This window comes from Rubripirellula obstinata (assembly GCF_001642955.1).
GTDB classification, from domain to species: Bacteria; Planctomycetota; Planctomycetia; order Pirellulales; family Pirellulaceae; genus Rubripirellula; species Rubripirellula obstinata.
This window is the reverse complement of the sequence record NZ_LWSK01000053.1, coordinates 1-20,078: the sequence shown is the minus strand read 5'-3', so window position 1 is coordinate 20,078 and position 20,078 is coordinate 1. Positions and strand designations below refer to the sequence as shown.

The 20,078-nt window shown below is 53.8% G+C and carries 14 protein-coding genes; 5 read left to right on the top strand and 9 right to left on the bottom strand.

The window, feature by feature from the left end:
- Nucleotides 1–25: 25 nt before the first annotated feature.
- Entirely contained in the window at nucleotides 26–1,312 is a 1,287-nt protein-coding gene (locus RC85_RS14130; RefSeq protein WP_068263996.1) for a DUF1559 domain-containing protein, read from the bottom strand.
- A 314-nt stretch (nucleotides 1,313–1,626) separates the two neighbouring features.
- The gene (gene hemL / locus RC85_RS14125; protein ID WP_261340471.1) at nucleotides 1,627–2,934 is read right to left on the bottom strand and encodes a glutamate-1-semialdehyde 2,1-aminomutase; all 1,308 of its coding nucleotides are present in this window, start codon (nucleotides 2,932–2,934) and stop codon (nucleotides 1,627–1,629) included.
- A 441-nt stretch (nucleotides 2,935–3,375) separates the two neighbouring features.
- Between hemL and RC85_RS14120 the strand changes: the two genes are divergently transcribed.
- The 3 genes from RC85_RS14120 to RC85_RS14110 all read left to right on the top strand — a co-directional run bounded on the left by RC85_RS14120 (nucleotide 3,376) and on the right by RC85_RS14110 (nucleotide 7,917).
- Nucleotides 3,376–4,281, top strand: a complete 906-nt coding sequence (locus RC85_RS14120) for a hypothetical protein (protein WP_149752934.1) — start codon at nucleotides 3,376–3,378, stop codon at nucleotides 4,279–4,281.
- Nucleotides 4,282–4,590: 309 nt separating this feature from the next.
- Nucleotides 4,591–7,230: a DNA mismatch repair protein MutS gene (mutS, locus tag RC85_RS14115; RefSeq protein WP_068263994.1), complete on the top strand. Its 2,640-nt coding sequence runs from the start codon at nucleotides 4,591–4,593 to the stop codon at nucleotides 7,228–7,230.
- Nucleotides 7,231–7,371: 141 nt separating this feature from the next.
- A complete protein-coding gene (locus tag RC85_RS14110; RefSeq protein WP_068263992.1) occupies nucleotides 7,372–7,917 on the top strand; it encodes a hypothetical protein in 546 nt (181 codons plus the stop codon).
- A gap of 4 nt (nucleotides 7,918–7,921) precedes the next feature.
- On the opposite strand, the gene RC85_RS14105 is transcribed toward RC85_RS14110, so the two are convergent.
- From RC85_RS14105 to RC85_RS14070, 7 genes are all read right to left on the bottom strand, one after another.
- A complete protein-coding gene (locus RC85_RS14105) occupies nucleotides 7,922–8,326 on the bottom strand; it encodes a PaaI family thioesterase (RefSeq protein ID WP_068263929.1) in 405 nt (134 codons plus the stop codon).
- 38 nt (nucleotides 8,327–8,364) lie between these two features.
- Nucleotides 8,365–9,762, bottom strand: coding sequence for a BBP7 family outer membrane beta-barrel protein (locus tag RC85_RS14100; protein WP_160148194.1), 1,398 nt, complete (start codon nucleotides 9,760–9,762; stop codon nucleotides 8,365–8,367).
- A gap of 495 nt (nucleotides 9,763–10,257) precedes the next feature.
- Nucleotides 10,258–11,730, bottom strand: coding sequence for a hypothetical protein (locus RC85_RS14090; RefSeq protein ID WP_235033397.1), 1,473 nt, complete (start codon nucleotides 11,728–11,730; stop codon nucleotides 10,258–10,260).
- Nucleotides 11,731–12,044: 314 nt separating this feature from the next.
- The gene (locus tag RC85_RS14085) at nucleotides 12,045–13,385 is read right to left on the bottom strand and encodes an META domain-containing protein (RefSeq protein WP_068263922.1); all 1,341 of its coding nucleotides are present in this window, start codon (nucleotides 13,383–13,385) and stop codon (nucleotides 12,045–12,047) included.
- Between the two features lie 27 nt (nucleotides 13,386–13,412).
- The gene (locus RC85_RS14080) at nucleotides 13,413–16,706 is read right to left on the bottom strand and encodes an efflux RND transporter permease subunit (protein WP_084422670.1); all 3,294 of its coding nucleotides are present in this window, start codon (nucleotides 16,704–16,706) and stop codon (nucleotides 13,413–13,415) included.
- 67 nt (nucleotides 16,707–16,773) lie between these two features.
- A complete protein-coding gene (locus RC85_RS14075) occupies nucleotides 16,774–17,967 on the bottom strand; it encodes an efflux RND transporter periplasmic adaptor subunit (protein ID WP_084422669.1) in 1,194 nt (397 codons plus the stop codon).
- Nucleotides 17,968–18,101: 134 nt separating this feature from the next.
- On the bottom strand, nucleotides 18,102–18,347 hold the full coding sequence (locus RC85_RS14070) for a hypothetical protein (RefSeq protein WP_068263917.1): 246 nt from the start codon (nucleotides 18,345–18,347) through the stop codon (nucleotides 18,102–18,104).
- 655 nt (nucleotides 18,348–19,002) lie between these two features.
- Between RC85_RS14070 and RC85_RS14065 the strand changes: the two genes are divergently transcribed.
- Both RC85_RS14065 and RC85_RS26840 read left to right on the top strand, forming a co-directional pair.
- On the top strand, nucleotides 19,003–19,701 hold the full coding sequence (locus RC85_RS14065) for a helix-turn-helix transcriptional regulator (RefSeq protein ID WP_235033396.1): 699 nt from the start codon (nucleotides 19,003–19,005) through the stop codon (nucleotides 19,699–19,701).
- A 62-nt stretch (nucleotides 19,702–19,763) separates the two neighbouring features.
- Nucleotides 19,764–19,937, top strand: coding sequence for a carbohydrate porin (locus RC85_RS26840; protein WP_149753140.1), 174 nt, complete (start codon nucleotides 19,764–19,766; stop codon nucleotides 19,935–19,937).
- Nucleotides 19,938–20,078: the final 141 nt, after the last annotated feature.

The following is a 20,078-nucleotide window of genomic DNA, read 5'->3' as shown; positions in this document are numbered from 1 at the left end:
GTTCACGGATTGTGTTGAATTGGGATTAAAACTCTTCACTGATGACTTCGCGGGCGGCTCGGGTACCGAGTGAACCCCAAAGGCCGTAGGGGCTTGCGCTGCCGGGTGCGGCAAGACCAACCGCTCCGTTTCGGACGTTGGGTGCGTTGGAATTTCCCGCTTCGATCGAATCGGTAATGAACTTAACGGCTCCGTCGCACATCAGGATGTGAGCACCGCCTTGGTGCCGGCTGCTGACGGTTGCGGTACACACCGCTGTGTCGCCGGTGCCGACGCTGACGAGTGCCGAGTTCGGTGGCAAGATGGTTGCCACGCCGCTGTACAGAGCGGTTGAGTCGGCCCAGCGGAATCCTCGTTTGCGATCTGGATCTGGAATCAAGGATGGTACGGTGCAAGGAGGGCCTGTACACCAAAACCTTGGCCTCAATGGATCGATCAGGTTGCTGGAAGTTGCGATGGCTGGGTTCTCGTAAATACCACCCGAGCTTGGTTCGGACCAATTGTTGCCGCCACCATCGGCCATTTCCGTCGTGATATCTCGGTCGCCCAAATCTGAGCTGATTTCTCCCATTGCGATCGTGTTGGACAATCCATCAAGCACATCACGGAAGCGGGTATTCAGCCGAGCGGAGAAGGCACCGCGACTGCCCGCGCGATCTCGCGGAGCTTGTCCAATGTCCATTCCCCAAATCTGCGTGCTGCCGATCGGACGAAAGACTGAATCGTTTTGGAAGTCAGCAGAATCACCGAGGCTGGCGGCATAATTGGTTCGCCCGAACGCTGGCAAGCCAACACCTGGATCACTGGGACAGCGAAAGCTGACCACGTTGGTGACCCATGGAACGTATTCGCGTTGTTGCGGGTGCGGCCCCATGGCATTCCATGTTGCGCCAGCCGCCAAGTTGCCACTGACCTTTTGGTTGTTTGGATTACTGATTTGTTCCCACAAAGCCTGTTGTTCCAGGAAGGGCAAAACCGGAACCAGCATGCTGAGCCGACAACCGTTGTTGCCACCACCGGTGCCCGCATTGTTTGCGGTTCCGCCAGAATCTCCGTCATCACCCAGGTAACCAGCAATCAAGTCAGCCGTTGTGCCGGTTCCGTGACGCGGCATTTGGTTGTACGCCGCATGGTAGTTGTGAATCGACAAGCCGATCTGCTTGAAGTTGTTGCTGCAACTCATTCGTCGCGCTGCTTCGCGAGCGGCCTGAACAGCGGGCAGCAGCAAGCCGACCAAAACACCAATGATGGCGATGACCACCAACAGTTCGACAAGTGTGAATGCTTGCCGTGAACGAATACGGAATCTCAAGAGATTTATCTCCAACCAAATTGATAACTTCGCGGACAACGTCCTTTTCATTCTAATGGAAAAAGTGGCGTTTCACGTCGTCCTATTACGAATTAAGCGATAACTTAATAGGCGAAAAACCCTCGTGAAAACCGTAACGAGCCAAATATCGGCGTTCACTGAGAAGTGTCGCAAATCAACGCGTTTCAAATGGAGGTAGGCCGGAACAAGCCGCTTCGGCGCAGTTCCGGCAATTGCATCTCACCTGTTTGGATCGCCGGAACTGCGCCGAAGCGGCTTGTTCCGGCCTACGAAGTCCAAAATAGGAGCAGTCTTTACGCCATTTGAGAGAGCACTTTGCGGGCAGCTTCGATTGTTTCGTCGATGATGTCTTCGGTGTGAGTTCGGCTAAAGAACAGGGCCTCGAATTGGCTGCACGGCATGTAGACGCCCTCGCCAATCAGGCCCCAGAAATATCGTCCAAACGCTTCGCGGTCACAACGATCTGCGTCACCCCAATGATCAACCGGGTCAGGGTTAAAGAACAGCGTCATCATGCTGCCGACAGCTTGGACTTGGTGATCGATGCCCGCATCGGTTGCCGCCATGTCGATTCCTTTGGCCAGTCGCATGCCCATCCGATCGAGCTGTTCGTAGGGTGGATCATCACGAAGGATTTGCAGCGTCTTGCTGCCGGCTGCCACGGCGACCGGATTTCCGCTTAGCGTTCCCGCCTGAAAAACTTTGCCCGCCGGCAACACCTGATTCATGATCTCGGCTTTGCCGCCGTACGCTCCCATCGGCAACCCACCACCGACAATTTTTCCCAGCGTGGTCATGTCGGGTGTCACACCAAAACGTTCCTGTGCGCCGCCCAATGCCAATCGGAAACCGGTCATGACTTCGTCAAAAATCAAGATCGCTCCATCCTTGGTTGTCTCTTCGCGAAGCGTCTGCAAGAAATCAGGTGATCCGGCGACGCAGCCCATGTTGCCCACGACAGGTTCCAAAATGACGGCAGCAATTTCGCCGGGATGGTTAGCGAAAATTTCAGCGATCCCGTCGGCATCGTTATAACGGGCAACGATCGTATCTTTGCTGGCTCCCTCGGTGACGCCGGGCGAATCGGGCGCGCCGAGTGTTGCTGCGGCGCTGCCGGCCGACACCAACAAACTGTCCACATGGCCGTGATAGTTCCCAGCAAACTTGACGATCTTATCGCGACCGGTTGCACCGCGAGCGACCCGGATCGCGCTCATCGTCGCCTCGGTGCCGCTGTTGACCAAACGCACTTTTTCAATACTTGGAACCGCCGCGATGATCTGGTCCGCTAAATGCGATTCGGCTTCGGTCGGCGCACCGTAGCTGGTCCCACGCTCGGCAGCTTTGATGATCGCTTCGATGACTTCGGGATGGGCGTGCCCCAGAATCATCGGCCCCCACGAACCGATGTAATCGATGTATCGGCGACCGTCGATGTCATGCAAATACGGACCTTCCGCCCGGTCAATAAACAAAGGCGTGCCACCGACAGCACCAAACGCTCGGGCGGGACTGTTCACGCCACCCGGCATTAATTGAACGGCACGTTCAAAGGCGGCAGCACTGCGGGGACCAATCGAATGTGTAGTTGCTGTGGACAAAGGAAGGCTCAAAAATTCAGAGGCGCTTGGTTAGGGAGGTTTACTTCGCCGAGATTTTAACGATCTTTGGTTCAACCGCGAACCGTGGGCGTTGGGTATGATCAGGTCATGGAAAGTCCTTAACAGTCGTTCACTGTCATTCACCTGGGGGGATTTGAAATGTTGCGTCCTGCGTTTTTAAGGACAGTTGGAACAATAAGTGGCGTAGCGAAACTCGCCAAGAGTTTCGGCAACTCGACAAACCAAAAGTCTTGGCGACTTTCGCTACCAATTGTCCAGCCACCTATTGTTCAGACGGTCCTAAGCCATCTGTTTTGCTCGCTTTGTTTCTTCATCGGATTCGCGGCAATCGATGCTGAGGTAACGAATGCTCAGTCATTTGAGCTAATTGAACCATCCGGTTTCGTCACGGCCCACATCGAAGCGCGGCACGGTCAACTGGTGGTCTACCAAAGCAACGGCGAACGAATCACCTACATTCGCGATCCGCGTTACGACAGCCGCAATCGACGATTTCTGGGGTACTACAACACAACGCTGGCGCGGATCCTTCGTTTTCCCGCTAGCGGTTCTGGGCGAATGCAAACCGCCGACCTGGATGATCCGATTGTCGCCTACACCACAACGCGGCGAATTGTGCGACCGGTGAGGGCAGGCGGCGATTGGTTGCCGCCAGTAATTCCGGGGCCAGTATTCGTGCCGCCGCCAATTTTGCCGGGCTACGGCATCGATCCCGGCCCGATGATCTACGCTCCCAACACTCAGGTTTTCCCGAGCGTCGCACCGCAATCAGTGGTCTTGGAATCCAAGGTCGTTCCAAAGCCTGATCTTCCACCCGCCATGGTGACGCTTCGTAACGGCGGCCCAAGAGAATTGCAGGTGACGATTGTTGACAACAGCGAACCAGGACGCACTCAATCGATTCGTTTGGCACCCAATGCATCAGACACATTGCGATTGATCCGTGACGCCGGCGCGACACGGATTGAAAAAGTGCGAGTCGATTCGCTAGCCACGGGCGATTCAGCCACCGAGGAAATCGAAAGTGACCTGCCACCTCAATCCCGGTACAGGATCTTTGTTCACGAAATCCGTTTGCAGTCGATCGCGATCGATCGCACGCCCGGCGGAAACAACGCAATCGAGGACATCAACCAAACCGGTATCGGCATCGGGCAATTTGATTTGCCGCCCGGCCCCGAATTGCAATCAGGAACGATCGACGTTTATGCGGCGGCGAAATCGCAGGGCAATGCACGTTCGATTGCCCCGATTCTGGCAACCGAGGATGACGAGTTCGCACCGGATCCACTGGAACAAGCGATCATCGACGCCCGCCAACGGTAGCACCCAACGCAGTGACGTTTTTTAACTGTTTAACCGCGTGGGCATCGCCCCGCGCGTCCATGCGGGGCGAGCCGCGCGGGGCGATGCCCACGCGGTTAAACAGTCCAGAAACGCTTCACGGCGTTGGGTAGCACCCAGCACTCGCTCCCAGGTCGCAATGCTTGCTCTCAGGCTTTGCCTAGGAACCAGGTTTTTGGCCGTCGCAAACCCGACCAAACCGGCACAACCGCGACACATCCTGAGACCGTCTCGCTCAAAATCACCGCCGACCGATTGTCTCTGGACCGGGACAACCGGTACGATTTCAGCATGACTCCAATGATGAAACAATATCACGAAGCGAAAGCGGCTTGCGGCGACGCATTGCTGTTTTTTCGCATGGGCGATTTCTATGAACTGTTTTTGGAGGACGCCAAAACAGCCGCCGGCATCCTAGGGCTAACGCTTACCAGCCGAGACAAAGACAGTGCCAACCCGACCGCAATGGCCGGCTTTCCTCACCATCAACTTGACGGCTACCTGCAAAAGTTGATTCGGGCCGGCTATCGCGCCGCGGTTTGTGAACAGGTCGAAGATCCCAAAACCGCCAAGGGACTGGTTAAACGCGAAGTCACTCGGATCGTCAGTGCGGGAACCTTGACCGACGAAGGGTTGTTGGATCCGCGCGAAGCAAACTACGTCGCCTCCGTTTGCTTGATGCACGCCAAAGGTGCAAAGAAGAACTCGCCAAAAACGGTTGCCGGAATCGCTTGGGCGGAATTGTCCAGCGGGCGATTCGAAGCAGGCACGTTTGACGCAGCGCGGGTCGATGATGAACTGGCCCGGATCGGTCCCGCCGAAGTGATCTACCGCGAAGACGACGCCCACTTCCACCCGGACACAACGGCTCCGTGGTCCTGGACATCGCGACCAGCTTGGTCGTTCGCAGAAGATTCCGCCACCGAAACGCTCTGCAAACAGTTCGAAGTTTCCAGTTTGGATGGCTACGGTTTTGAAGACAACGACTCGGCCGCCATCCGCGCCGCCGGTGGAGTCCTGACCTACCTGCAAGAAACCCAACGCAACGACCTGTCCCACTTTCGCGGGATCGTTTCGCATCGCAAAAGCAACTTCCTGCAAATCGATGCTGCCACGCGGCGCAGTTTAGAAATCACTCGCACCATCCGCAGCGGTTCTCGTGACGGTTCTTTGCTGGGAGTGATTGATCGCACCTGCACGTCGATGGGATCGCGACTGCTAAGCGACTGGATCGCCGCACCGCTGATCGACGGACCTGCAATCGAAGCTCGATTGGATGCCGTTGCGGAATTTGTGTCGGATGCCAAATTGCGGTCCGATGTTCGCGAGACACTCAAACAAACGTTTGACCTGACGCGTTTGATGGCCAGGATTGCGACTCAGCGAACCGGCCCGCGTGATTTGCTGCAAGTCGCTGGAACGTTATCGAATCTGCCGAAGTTGAAAGCTCGCCTAACCGACCGCGATAGCGAACGATTGACGTTCATCGAAGCGCATTTGCACTTGTGCCCTGAACTTCGATCGAAGCTGGAATCCGCACTCGCCGACGATTGTCCGATTTCTGCCGCCGAAGGAAACTTCATTCGCCCCGGCTATGATGCCGAACTCGATTCGCTGCGAGAATTAGCCAAGGGTGGAAAACAGTGGATTGCGGAGTACCAGAAACGTCAGATGGACGAAACTGGCATCACCAATATCAAGGTGGGTTATAACCGTGTGTTTGGCTATTTCCTGGAAGTTTCCAACAGTCAAAAAGATCGAGTTCCAGATTTCTTCATCCGCAAACAAACACTCAAAAACTGCGAACGATACATTACACCGGAGCTAAAGGAGTACGAAGAAAAAGTACTGGCTGCGGATGACAAAGCGTCTGCTCGCGAGCAGCATTTGTTTTTGGAGATCCGATCCCTAACCCACAGCCACCTTTCCACGCTTCAAGAAGTCGCCGCTGCAATGGCGGAATTGGATGTTTTGGCATCCCAAGCCGAGATTGCGTCGACGCGGAATTGGACGCGTCCGACGCTGACCGATGATTCAATTTTGCGAATTGAATCAGGACGTCACCCCGTGCTGGACGTCACGATGCCGCAAGGTGAGTTTGTCCCCAACGACTGTATGCAATCACCGGAGGCCGGCATGATCCAATTGATCACCGGGCCTAACATGGCGGGCAAGAGTACTTACATACGACAAGTCGCGTTGATCACCTTGATGGCTCAGGCTGGATCGTTCGTTCCGGCTGCCAGTGCTGAAATCGGCTTGGCGGATCGGATCTTTGCTCGCGTTGGCGCGAGTGATGAATTGAGCCGTGGCCAGAGTACGTTCATGGTGGAAATGGTCGAGACCGCGCGGATTCTGAATACCGCGACGTCGCGGTCGCTTGTCATTCTGGATGAAATTGGTCGCGGCACCAGCACGTACGATGGATTGTCTTTGGCTTGGGCGATCACCGAACATCTGCACGAACAAATCGGGTGCCGCACGCTGTTTGCGACTCACTATCACGAACTGACTCAGTTGGAAGAGTCGTTGCCGCGGGTTGCCAATTTGAACGTGGCCGTCAAAGAGTGGAACGATGAAGTCATCTTCTTGCACCGGATCGTTCGCGGTGGTGCCGACAAGAGTTACGGCATCCACGTCGCACGTCTGGCGGGAATTCCCAAGGCCGTCAACGAGCGGGCGAAAGATGTCTTAGCTCAGTTGGAAGCTGACCATCGTGACGCGTTGGACCGGCCAACCATTCGGTCCCCCGGTGGGTCAGACGCGAATGGGGCTTCGGTGAATGGACAATACCAAATGACTCTGTTCGGGTTTGCTGACCATCCATTGATCGGGCAAGTCGATCAACTGGATCTCGATTCGATGACGCCGATCGAGGCGCTTCAATTCTTGCAGGAAGCGAAGCAAGGTTTGAGCTCACCATCGGTGTAATCGTTATTGCCCCGACGACAGGAATTCCGGCAGCCATCTTGACCGGAGCAATCGTTTCGACGGACTGCATTTTGAGCGTGCTCAAAAATCGCAGGGCAAAACTCTTTGCCAGCGGACCCGAATCGAACCATGATCAATGTCATGGGCATAACAAATCGACGGGGCAGCTTTTTCCATTGCTTCTCGCTGGTGATCAGCGGGATCGTGATGTCGTGCGGATCCACGCTTTCTGCGGAACAGCCGTCACAGAGCTTTTCGGTTTCGGTACCGGTTGAATCAAGCGTTCAACCGCCGCCGGACGTCGCGATCATTCACGACCTGACGGATGGCGAGCAACAATTCTCGCCTCAATCTTGGACGGTTGGCAGCAACTCGATGACCGGCATGGTCGTGGATTTTACGGTTGCATCGGGGTTCGTTCACAACACTGATCCAACTTCCAAAAGCAACGCGATTTTGTCAGTCGGCGTCGCTTCGTCCAACGGGCCAGCCAACTGGGTTGCATCAAAACCAGCCGATCGAACCGATGTTACGGTCGGTGATGAAACAGCTTCGGTGCGAGTCGAGTCCGACAACGTTGGATCTGCAAAGGTCAACCTGAATGTTGGCTTCGATGACTCGGACCAATTTGAAGCTCTGCCAGGTGTGTACGAAACCACGGTCGTCGCAACGCTAACGCTGCCGTAATCGGTTAACCGCTGACGACGGTGCAAGTTGATGTCGCGGTGGCAACTCTTTTGCCTCGCTCATTCTTGATCTCGCACTCAACGAATCCGATTCGCAGCCCTCGCTCGACAACGCTTGCGATCGCCGTCAAGCGACCTTCTTTGACCGGGCGAATGAAGTTGATTTTCATTTCAATGGTCGAAAAATCTTGGTCATCGATCAAGGTTCGCCCAAACGCGATGCCCATCGCCGCATCAGCCAGCGCCGCGATCAATCCGCCGTGAACCCGTTGCATCGGATTATGGTGACGTCGGTCGCAATCAATTTCAACGGTCGCCTCCCCAACGCCTTCGGTATCGCTTGGCAGAACATCGAATCCGACCAAACGAGAAATGGGTGCGTCGGAGAATCGTTTGGTTGGTCGTGGCAACGGTCGGCTCAGCAGAAAGATGAATGGGTTCGCGAATTCTAGTGTACGTACTGTATCCCAAAGTGAATCCCCTGCACGTAAAACGTGTTGTATCGGAAGTCTGCTGCGGGACTCTGGATTCCCAGTGCTGGATCCGACAGGTTCGAGGCCAAGTTCGGGTCCAGGGCACCGGACACTTGCAATGCGTCAGTCATCGCGATGATGTGATAGCCGATCGTCAATTCATAGTTTGGGAATTTGTGATACCCGAGCGAAAAGTCCAGTTCCGGGATCCAGCCAAAGGTGCTGTCGTTCGATGTGCCTGAATTGGTATCGCGAACGAGCAAGCCTTGCGGATCAATCGCATTGTTGCCATCGATGCTGGTGAAGGTTTGACCGGACAATTCAGCACGTCTGCGAAGCGATCCAAACCCGACCTTTGCCAAGCCGCTAAACGACCAGCATGATTCGCGATAGCTACCGGCGATTCCAAACTGGCCGCCATGGAATTCATTGTCGATATCAAACGCATCGGTGGTCGAAAGAATCGTTCCTTCCGGCGCGAAGTCGTCATCCAATGACACCGACGAACTGGCGATCGTCATGTCTTCGTTTAGTCGCATGTATTGATAGCCATACAAGACATCGACATTCCCGCCCAACTTACCAAACACATGTTGGCGAACCGACAAGTCACCGCCGAACACGTTGCTGGTTCCGTTGACTTGGACATTGCCGGTCGCTCGCCCCGGCGATGAAATGATGCGAACGTCATTAAACGGCGTCACGTCGTCGCTAACATTGCGAAAAGGAAGTCCTAGAATCGCGTTGCTGTCTTGATCGCTGGAAAAATCGTAGCTCTCTTCGGTGGCCGTCCAACCACGCAGCACTAGGCTGCGGCAATGCTGTGGATCGATCCAGGTTCCGATGGTGACTCGGCCGCCCGCGGTGACGTCTTTCAAAAGCGTATCACCGCCAAAGAGTGTTTGGCTATCAGCCCCGGCTTCGTTTGGCCCGGTCGTCACCAACCTCGGCAAGCGATCTCCGCTGCGATGCATCATCAGCAGTTCCAAACTTCCGAACCACTGATCGCGGCAACGACTGATCGACGAATTGAAGATCGATCCACATCCGTTGCCGTCGCATCCCATTGCATCGCAACCGTAGCTATCGCAACTGTTTCCATCAACGATGAATTCGCCTTGGTCGTAGACTTCGTGGCCGTACTCTTCGTACTGAACCGCTTCATATTCCTGTTGAGTTATGGGTGCCACCAAGTCCACGTCTTGGTAGGTAACCTTGCGCAGCGTTCCACTTTCTTCTTCCCGTGGCTCGATCCTGCTTTGAATCGGATCAAGCGTTTCCAATTGCACGGATTCAAGTTGCGGCGGTTGGTAGGTTCCGCGATCGGGACGTTTGCCGCGGACCTGAGCGATCGCCGGTGTTGTGGAAATCACCGCAAAGACCATTGCCAGTACAAAAGCACAAAGCAACTTCGCCCTGTGCGGCACGGCATTGTTTGGAAAATCAGTTGCTCGTGGATTGCAATCCATCGCAGACGCTCGCTGTCATTCATTCTCAAATATGGCGATGCAGCAACGTGCGCATCCGCCCCCAGCGAAGGTATCGACAATGCCGATGGTGCAGGTTGAGAAAAACTGGCAAGCTTTACCGGTTGAGCAGAATTTCAGGGCTCGACAGAAGTTTCACGACGGAAGCAAACTATCCCGACCCGAACGCGTAAGCGAGGGATTTGCGGGGAGTCCACCCAGCGCCGTGAAGAGTTTTGGTCCCGGAAAACACGTGTTAGTTCGTTTAGCCGCGTGGGCATCGCCCCGCGCGTTTCGCCCCGCATGGACGCGCGGGGCGATGCCCACGCGGTTAAACGATTTAGAAACCCTTCACGGCGTTGGAGTCCACCGCTTTCGCGCTCGGCTTGAGAACAATCCGGGCTAGAACTGAATCTGAAACTTTTCAGTCATCGTCCTTCGTGTTGCGGCGGTCAACTGATCGATTTGATACAGAGCATCTTTGTAGTCGGCGTACGCGTTGCCCCGCGTTTTCGCGGCGGTCACTCGGTTGTAATCGGCCGTTGAATTGAAGTCATAGCCGTAACCATCGCTGTTGTTGTAGTAGCCACCATTGTAAAGGCCTTGATTGGCTTTGATCTTCCCAGCATCAATGTTGCCTTGGCGGACCGTTAACGCGTTGCCTCGCAGCAGTTCACCCACGTTGGTACCGAACTGAATCATTGCGTCGTCGACACCGAGCGTTCCCAGTTCATCGATTTTCCTAGCACGGGCATCATTCCACTTCGCAAGAGCACCGGTGGTTTGCGATGAGTGCTTTCGTGTTTGCTCAACAATTTTGTTGACATCATCAAAATACTTCTTTGATCGATAAGCGGCCTGCTCAGACTTCGACGGGTTCGCCGAACCGCCGGTGCCAAGGTTGTTCGCCTGTTGAGCTCGATCTTGCAAACTGAAGATCCCCATCAACCCGCTAAGCGTCGATTCTGTAATCGGCCCTTGCAACGACAAGACGTTTTCCTTCGTCGATACTTTCCAGGTCGCTACTTCCGGCGCGGCACTACCACCACGCTCCATTAACTCAGCAAGCAATTCAGCGGCAATCGGTTCAAGGCTTGCGGGGGCCTTTGAAAAACTCGCCCGCACGATGCACTCGTTCAAGCCACGCCGTCCAATCAAAACGGAAACCCCGTCGATCGAAGCCAAAATACTCGCGACCGCTTCGGGCCGTTTTGACTTCAGCGACGTCAACCCTTCCAGTTTCTTGGTCATCGGAACAGGCGAAAATGCACCATGCAAGTCGATGGCCAGCATCAGCGAAAGGTAATCCTCCGGTGGCTTGGATTGAGATTGCAGATAGCTCGAAAAATTGTAGCCGCGATCGTCATTGATCCACTGGGTTAGCAGCGATCGGTCGGCAGGTCGCAGCATCCCAAGCCGATTCTCTTTGCCCGGGACAAAGTAGGTTTGATCGGGTGACCAAACCACTTTCTGATTTGCGATTTCATCCACGTAGCCGCCGAGTCGTTTTGCCAACTTAGAAGCTTCGACGGGTTGCTTGACCGTCGCATAACCGGCTTCCCACTTTGGCTGTAGTTTGCTGATATCAAGATCCGAGATAAACCAAAAGTCATCCACGTTCTCAGAGACGCTTGGGGACATCCCCGCATCGTCCATCAGTTGATTCAATGAACCAATGTTGACGTACCCCATCGCATTGGGCGGCGATGGCGAACGGTTCAAGAGCAGTTCAAGTTTCTCGTCTTGAGCAGTTGCCGGAAACGAGATCGCAAGTGACAACGCAATTGCGAAAAAGGAGCGGATTTTCAAAGACATGGTGTCGTCGCTTTGCAGAGGTGAAAAAGTCGTATCGTCGTTCAAGGATCGTGGAGCCATCTTAGGAACTGTCTTGAAACAAGTTCCGTATTTGGAAATCTTTCGTAGCTGGGCCCGCCAGGGTTCAGACGGGGACAGCTAGTAGTCCATGTCAGCTCAATTTTCGGTTAGGAGGTAGCGGAAGTCGCGTAGACTTTCGGCGTCCCCCTCGTAGCCGAAACTCTTGGCGAGTTCCGCTACCCGAAAATTGAGGTGACATGGAATACTAGTCGTGGACTGAACCCTGGCGGGACCAGCTACGGGAAAACCGGGAAGTTATTTTGGAACAGTTCCTTAGTTGAAATTCTTATTCGCAATGTCGGAAGCATAGGATCCTACTTTTTTGAAAGCTTCATTACTCGATTAGCCTCTTTGTCGAGAAAGTGAACAATCCCGGGCTCGCCGAATTCATAAGTCGCGACCGTTTCAATGGCCTTCAAAAATCGTTGTTCTTGGTCCATCAATGCAGCGGGCCCAGCCATCCGTGTCGTCGCTAATTGCCCGAAAGTAAGCTTATTGCCATCGACATTGAAGTTACCCGAATAGCGATTGACGCAGGTATTACCGCTCGCCGTACCGTCGGCCGAAAACTGTACCGTCGTCTGGGCACGATCGACAACGCCCTGGTTTCCGCTATCGCTGACGGCGATGTCTTCGACCAACCATTGGCCGATCAGGCTGGACAGTCCTTCGTCGGCTTGATCGGGAAAGACTGTTTTCCAATCTTGTTTCATGTCCACGACGGTCCATCCTCGCTGCGGTGCAGCTTCCAACGCGGTCGTTAATTTGCCGCTGCTAGATGGGTTAGAGTCGTAGGCATATTCGCGGTCTGCGTCGGTGTGATGAACGATCAAACCAAAACTAGGTCGCGGATTGTCGATGGTCGTATATTCCATCATGGCTTGATCACCATCGCTGTTGCCAAAACACGCGATCGGGCGACGACCAATAAACTGTGCGATCGCAACGGGCTTGCCTTCTTTGTCGTCAACAAATAGCGAATCGAGCGTCTTGGTCAGCATCGGTTTACCATCGATCAACTCATACTTCAGTTTGCCATACGACCCGATGATTTGCTGAGGCGGGATGCCATAGGTTTCTTCAGCAAACACTCGCATGAAATCTTGCCCCCCTCCCGAAACAATCCAGGTCTCAAATTGGTTGGTTCGCAAATACTCCAGCAACTCCAACATGGGCTGATAGATCACTTTCCGGTACGAACAATCGAACCTCGGGTGTTTCGCCGTCTGCAACCAGTTTTCCACTCGCGAATCAAAGGTGTCAGGGGTTATCCCAGCGTGGGTTAACGCCAGCAATTTTATCAACCCAGCGTTGTGGTCTGCCTTCAATGAAGCCACATCGCCACTGATCAGTCCCGCGACCGCAGGTTCATCTTTCCACTCGGGATTCTCTGGCAGCATTCGCTTAATTTCGTCTAGCGCAAACGCTGCTTGATTCGGCAACGGAAACTCGCACCACAAGGTTCCATCGTTGTCAAACACCGCGATCCGTTCGTCCACTGGCACGAACGATTCAGAATCTTCGGCTGTCACACGATCAACGAAGGTGATAATCGACTGCTTGGCCTGACCGTCATTCCAAGACGGCAAAGGGTTCTTTGCCGACGCGTTTTGAATGCAAGCTAGCATCACTAAGACGATATGAAATTTTCTCATTGTTACGTCCATCGTTAACAAGGCCAGTTAGTTTTCTTTGGTTGTGTCAGGTTGTGACGTGGGGCTTGCAAGTAAGTGATAGAAAACGGGCGTCAGAAAAATCCCAAAGAACGTTACCCCTAACATTCCCGAGAAAACCGCGACGCCAAGCGTTGAACGCATCTCGGATCCTGCACCCGACCCGAGCATCAGTGGTACAACACCAAAAATGAAAGCCAGCGAAGTCATGATGATGGGTCGCAATCGTAATCGACAAGCCTGGATCGTTGCGTCGTACTTGCTGAGCCCTGCCTCCTGCTGCTCTTTCGCAAATTCAACAATCAGGATCGCGTTCTTGCTCGCCAAGCCAACCAGAACAATGAACCCAATTTGAACAAAGATGTTGATGTCCATCCCTGCGATGGCAACACCGATCACGGCACATAGCAAGCACATCGGAACAACCAAGATCACGGCCAAGGGAAGCTTCAAACTTTCGTATTGAGCGGCCAAAACCAAGAACACCAACACCACGGCTAGCCCAAACACCACCAGCGCTGTGTTGCCAGCTCGGATTTGCAGAAACGTCAATTCGGTCCATTCTGTGTCAAAACCAAACGGCAGATTTTTTGCCACCACGTTTTCGACTGTCTTGATGCTGTCACCGGAACTGACACCCGGCATCGCCATCCCGTTGATTGCTGCAGCGGAGAACCCATTGTAGCGCAACACCATCGCGGGACCGGTGGTATCGGACACTTTCGCCAACGTGCCCAACGGCACCATTTCTGACGATTGGCTGCGAACGTACAACTGCGTTACCTGGTCAGGCGTCAGGCGATACATCGGGTCGGCTTGCAGGTTCACCTGCCATGTCCGTCCAAACGCGTTGAAGTCGTTGACATAGTAACCACCGAGAAAGGTTTGCAGCGTGGTGAAAACTTCGTTCAACGAAACGTTCATGGCTTTGCATTTTTCGCGGTCAATGTCCACGAACATCTGCGGCGTGTTCGCACGAAACCCACTTTGCATCCCAAGGATTTTTGGTTCAGTGGTCCCCGCCTTGGCGACTGCATTGGTTGTCTTTTCTAATTCGGTCAGTCCCAATTGACCGACGTCGCGCACCATGATTTTGAAACCACCGCCACTGCCCAGACCGTCTACTGGCGGCGGGCCGAAAACCGAAATGCGAGCGTCAAGAATCTTTGCTGCGATCGATTGGCGGATCTTGGTTGCGATTCGCTCTGAGTAAAGCGATGCGTCTTCACGTTCGTGAAACGGTTTCAGAATGACGAAAACGGAGGCTAAATTCGACCCCACCGCACTCTGGACAACCGATTGACCGACAATTTCCAACGTATGCTCGACTCCTGCCAATCCATCCACCGAAGTTTCATCTGCTTTGTCTTCATCAGACGCTACTGACTCGCTGCTGTTGTTTTGAGACTCAACGATGGCGGCGAGTTTTTGACTATCACCACTGCGCTGCCCCAGCAAGACCTCGCTGAGTTCTTTGACGACGTTTTCGCTGCGTTCTAGCGAAGCTGAATCGGGCAGTTGAATATCGACCAGCAAGTATCCTTTATCCTGCGATGGCACAAAGCCTTGCGGAACCGTTGTCATGCCCTTGTAGGTTGCCCACAACAATCCGACGTACACGACCACAACCACGAATGACAGTCGAACCAACCATCCCGCAGACTTCGCATAGACTTCCGATGCAGCCCCAAAGAATCGATTGAACAGATTGAAGAACCAGCCAAACAGAAAATTGATCACCCGTGTCAGCGGGTCACGTTGCTCGGATTTTGGACGCAGCAGCAACGCACTTAGAGCCGGACTAAGCGTCAATGAGTTGACCGCGCTAAAGAACGTCGAAACCGCGATCGTGGCGGCAAATTGCTGGAAGAATTGACCAGTGATTCCTGAGATAAATAGACACGGGATAAACACGCACATCAGCACCAACGAAATCGCGATGATCGGCGTCGTCACTTCACGCATCGCCTGTTCCGCCGCCTCGACGGGGCCAACGCCATGTTCCAGTTTGTGTTCGATCGCTTCGACAACCACGATGGCATCGTCGACCACAATTCCAATCGCCAACACGAGTCCGAACAGCGACAAGTTATTGAGGCTGAATCCGATGCCAGCCATCACGGCAAAGGTTCCAATGATCGCAACCGGAACAGCGATCAACGGAATCAGGGCAGCACGCCAAGACTGCAAAAAGACCAACACAACGATGGCCACCAAGATGATCGCGTCGCGTAGTGATTTGAAAACTTCGTGGATCGATTCACTGATGAACGGTGTCGTGTCGTAGCTGATGGAATACGCAACACCGCGTGGGAAGCTGGTTTTTAGTTCCTCCATTTTGGCTCGCAAAGCATCCGCAGTATCGAGTGCATTGGATCCGGGCAGTTGGTAGATCATCAGACCAGATGAGGGCACACCATCGAGCATGCACTTGGTGTCCGCAAAGCCGGCACCGTACTCGATACCGCCAAATTTTTTACCGTCGGCGACACGCTGCTCCGTCACGATGTCCTTCAGTTTGACGACTTGGCCATTTTTACCTGTCTTGACCACAATCTCTGAAAACTCTTCGGTCGAAGTCAGCCGACCAAGCGTTTTGAGTGTGTACTGGAAATCTTGGCCACTGGGCACGGGCGGGCGGCCAATTGCTCCCGCAGCGACCTGGATGTTTTGTTCTCGCAATGCAGCAATCGCATCGGATGCAGTCAGCGATAACGCCGCCATACGATTCGGGTCCAACCACACTCGCATGCTGTAATCGCGTTGGCCGATAATGTTGATACTGCCAACGCCTTGAATCCGTGCCAATTCATCCTTAATTCGAATCGTTGCGTAGTTACTTAGGTAAAGCTGGTCTCGTGATTGGTCAGGCGAAAACAGGTTGATCGCCAACAATGAATTGGGCGAACTTTTGACCACCGAAACACCGATGCTCTTCACCTCAGCAGGCAAAACGGGGGCCGCCAAGTTGACGCGGTTTTGGACCATTACTTGGGCCATGTCCAGGTCCGTTCCAACATCAAACGTGACGGTCAGCGAATAGCCGCCGTCGTTGGTGGACTGGCTGGACATGTACAACATGTTCTCGACGCCGGTCACTTGTTGTTCAATCGGCGCAGCGACCGTTTCAGCAACGACTTCGCTGCTGGCCCCTGGATACTTAGTCGTCACCTTCACCGACGGCGGCGTGATGTCGGGGTATTGTGCGACCGGCAACGTCCAAACAAAAATGCTGCCCGCCAAAACGATCAATACCGAAATGACGCAGGCAAAGATCGGACGGTGAATAAAGAATTGAGACATGATGACAGTCAGCAGATTTGGTCGAGAGTTTGGTTTTCCAGAAGTTCACTTGCATAAGCGAAGGTCATCATTCTTTTGCCATGACTGGATCCACCATCATGCCTGGCTGGACTAATTGCAAACCCGCTACGACGACGGAGTCATCAATTAGCACGCCCGACTTGATCACTCGCAGGTTTCCCTGCCGATCACCAACTTCGACGGTTCGCTGTTCAATTCTATTTTCGCCATTGACAACGAAAACGAACTTGGTTGCTTGGTCGGTTCCAATGGCCTTATCAGGCACCAGCACCGCCAGGTAAGGATCGGACATTGGAACTCTTAAACGAACAAACATGCCGGCTTTCAGCAGCCCGTTTTCGTTCGGGAAAATGCCTCGGATTTGCGACGTTCCTGTCTGTTGGTTGATTTGATTTTCGGCGTAGTCCAGCATTCCCGCGTGCGGAAAACCTTTCTCGTCAGGCAATTGCAAATCGCAGGGGATTTTTAGATCATCAACTTTATCAGCCTCGGCAAAATCCTTGCCGGCAACCTCACGTTGGCGACGCATAAATTTCAGCCGAACATTTTCATCCACGTTTGCAATCGCTTTGATGGGCCGATCACTCACGACAGTCGTCAGAGTCGTCCCGCCAGCAAGCCCGCCCGTCACAAAGTTCCCTTCATCTAGCAACGCACGATCGACGCGTCCCGAGATTGGGGAGGTGATCTTGGTGTAGTCAACGTCTAGCTTAACGCGTGCTGCGTTGGCTTGAGCAGCGGCCACCGTTGCACGCGCTTCGGCGACGGCGGCTTGGTTCTGATCAAACTCTTCCCGCGAAATCGCTTTAGACTTAATGAGTTTCTTTGATCTCGCAAACGTTTTTTCCGCCATGTCCAGACGCGTGTTGGCAACATCAACCTGCGCGAGTGATTGGTTCAGAATCGCCTGGTATTCATCCGGTTCAATCGTGAACAGCAGATCACCTTCTTTGACCAATTGTCCATCGACGAAATGCTTCTTCAGCAGGAAGCCTGAGACCCGAGATTGAATGCTGACTCTTTCATCGGCTTCGGTTCGCCCAACCAGTTCAACCGAGTCAGTGATCTCGCCCTGGATCGCAGCGGCAACCGTCACTCGCTGTGCCGGTTTGCTGGCAGCTTGATCCGAAGACGGTTTGGCTTTTTCGCAGCCCAACCAGCCAAGCCCCGATACCATGCAGCAACCCACCATCAGCAAACGAGTGTTCCACCGAGGTATCAAAATGTCTTCGAGAATCATGCAGTTAAACTTTGGTTTTCAGGAAAAAGTCTCGGAGGCGATGATAACAAAACACAGGATACTCGGGCAGCATCCGCTTGCTCTTATCGAAGGAACGCATGTTCGATTCAGCTAACAACAGAATCGAAAATTGACTACTGCTTCGGCGTGATGCCTTGCGGTTCTTGGCGAACGGGAAATTCTTCGAACGTTGCCATGAAGTCGGCGACCAACTTTTTGACCGGTACCATCACGTCCATGTGTCGCAACAACCAATCGTCGTCGTATGAAGAATCTTTGGGAGCGGCCTCGAACGGGTCGGCTCGCAAGTTGATCACCAGCGGTGCTCTTGCCCCTTCGCGTCCGGTGTCGGTAGTCCGCAGAATGCCTATCGCTTTCAAATATAGTTTTGATGGGTCTGCAGAGCTATCCGACGCAATTTATATGCGACTGATCAACAGCGAACCAGTCTTGCAAGGGAGCTGTCCCGAAACAACTTCGGGGTTTTCCCGTAGCTGGGCCCGCCAGGGTTCAGTCCATCAGGAGCTGCAACCAACACCGTGAAGGGTTTACAAATCGTTTAACCGCGTGGGCATCGCCCCGCGCGCTGCCGGGGCGCACGACGCGCGGGGCGATGCCCACGCGGTTAAACGATTTGGGCTTTGAGCTGTACCCAACTGAACCCTGGCGGGCCCAGCTACGATAGAAATCGCCAAACACGGAAGTTGTTTTGGGGCCGTTCCTTGGCCCTGGGCATCGGAATGAGGATTGAGGAAAGCCTGCCCCTTTGACTTTCCTCATGCCCCATCCGAATGCATCAGCTAGGTTGCGGGGGATGCAACCAAGATTGCCCCGAACCAAGTCACCAGCCGAGGTACAGGTTCGATTTGCTACAGTGAATTGGAACCGTCCGTGGTAAGAACAAAATCCGTTAAAGCGGAAGGCTCTCCCGCAGAAGTAGTATCGGAACATCAACTCGGCTAACCTATAGGCGGATCGCCCCATTCGTCTACAGATCAGTTCATCTGCAAATCAGCTATTCAAAGGACTGAACCTTTGTCACCACCAACACGTGTGTCGTCCGGCGCTCAAAAAAATCGCGTTGACCCGCCTCAGATTGACCCGGCGTCTCTTTGGGCGGCCCTGTCACAGACCAAAGGTGTCGGCGTTAGCATCACCGACTCGGAAGGCCGACTGCTGTTTGTCAACGATACGGCCAAGGTTCTCTTTTCCGAGAGCGTGGACGTCGATTACCAGGGGAAATTCATCCGTGATTTTCATTCTGCAGAATACGTGACTGAACGTCTTGCAATGATCGCTCGCGTCTTGGCGGAAGAAAGACCGCTTGCGATGCGCCACATCTACCGCGGCAAGAAAATCCATTCGACCGTTTGGCCCATTCGCGACGCCAAACCTCCGTTTAGCCGAGTGGTTGTCATCAGCCGCGGTGAATCGGGCCATGATCACGGTGGAGTTCCCGAAACGGCCGAGTTGATTGACACAGAGTTCATCGACCTTGGGCCGCTTAACGCTTTGACCCGACGAGAAGTTGAGGTGGCGGTATTGCTTGGCCACGGAATGAGCGTGCCGAGAGTCGCGACACTCTTGCATCGCAGCCCGAAAACGATCCAGCGACACAAAGATTCAATCAGCAAAAAACTGGACGTTCATGGTCAAGCCGAATTGGTGGCAATCATCACCGAGATGGGACTCGAGCTTGACGACGCAAAGCTAAAGCGATTGCCCCCAAGCTGATTTGCCAATACGCAAGAAACGGCCTCGGATAATAAAAAACATCCACACAATCGTTCACGCCGATCGCCCGCTCGTCAGACTCGTGGTCACTGTACTGGAACACTGACCAATACCTAAGTGTTGACCGAAGCGATCCAAGTCGCGGATGGGGTTACTTTGCTCGGGCGGGGATCGCTGATGACAACACCAATCCATTGAGTTATTTCTTGAGCGCGGGGCTCGGGGTGGGCCGCTAAATCTTTGGTATTGACGCGGACATTGGAGGTCCAAGTTTTGTTCCGTCCCTACTGAAGTACGCCAACGGCGTTGAACACCATAGCCCAGGGTTAAGGTTTTGCGAGCGTAGCGAAGCAAACCGCAACCCTGGGTTGATGACG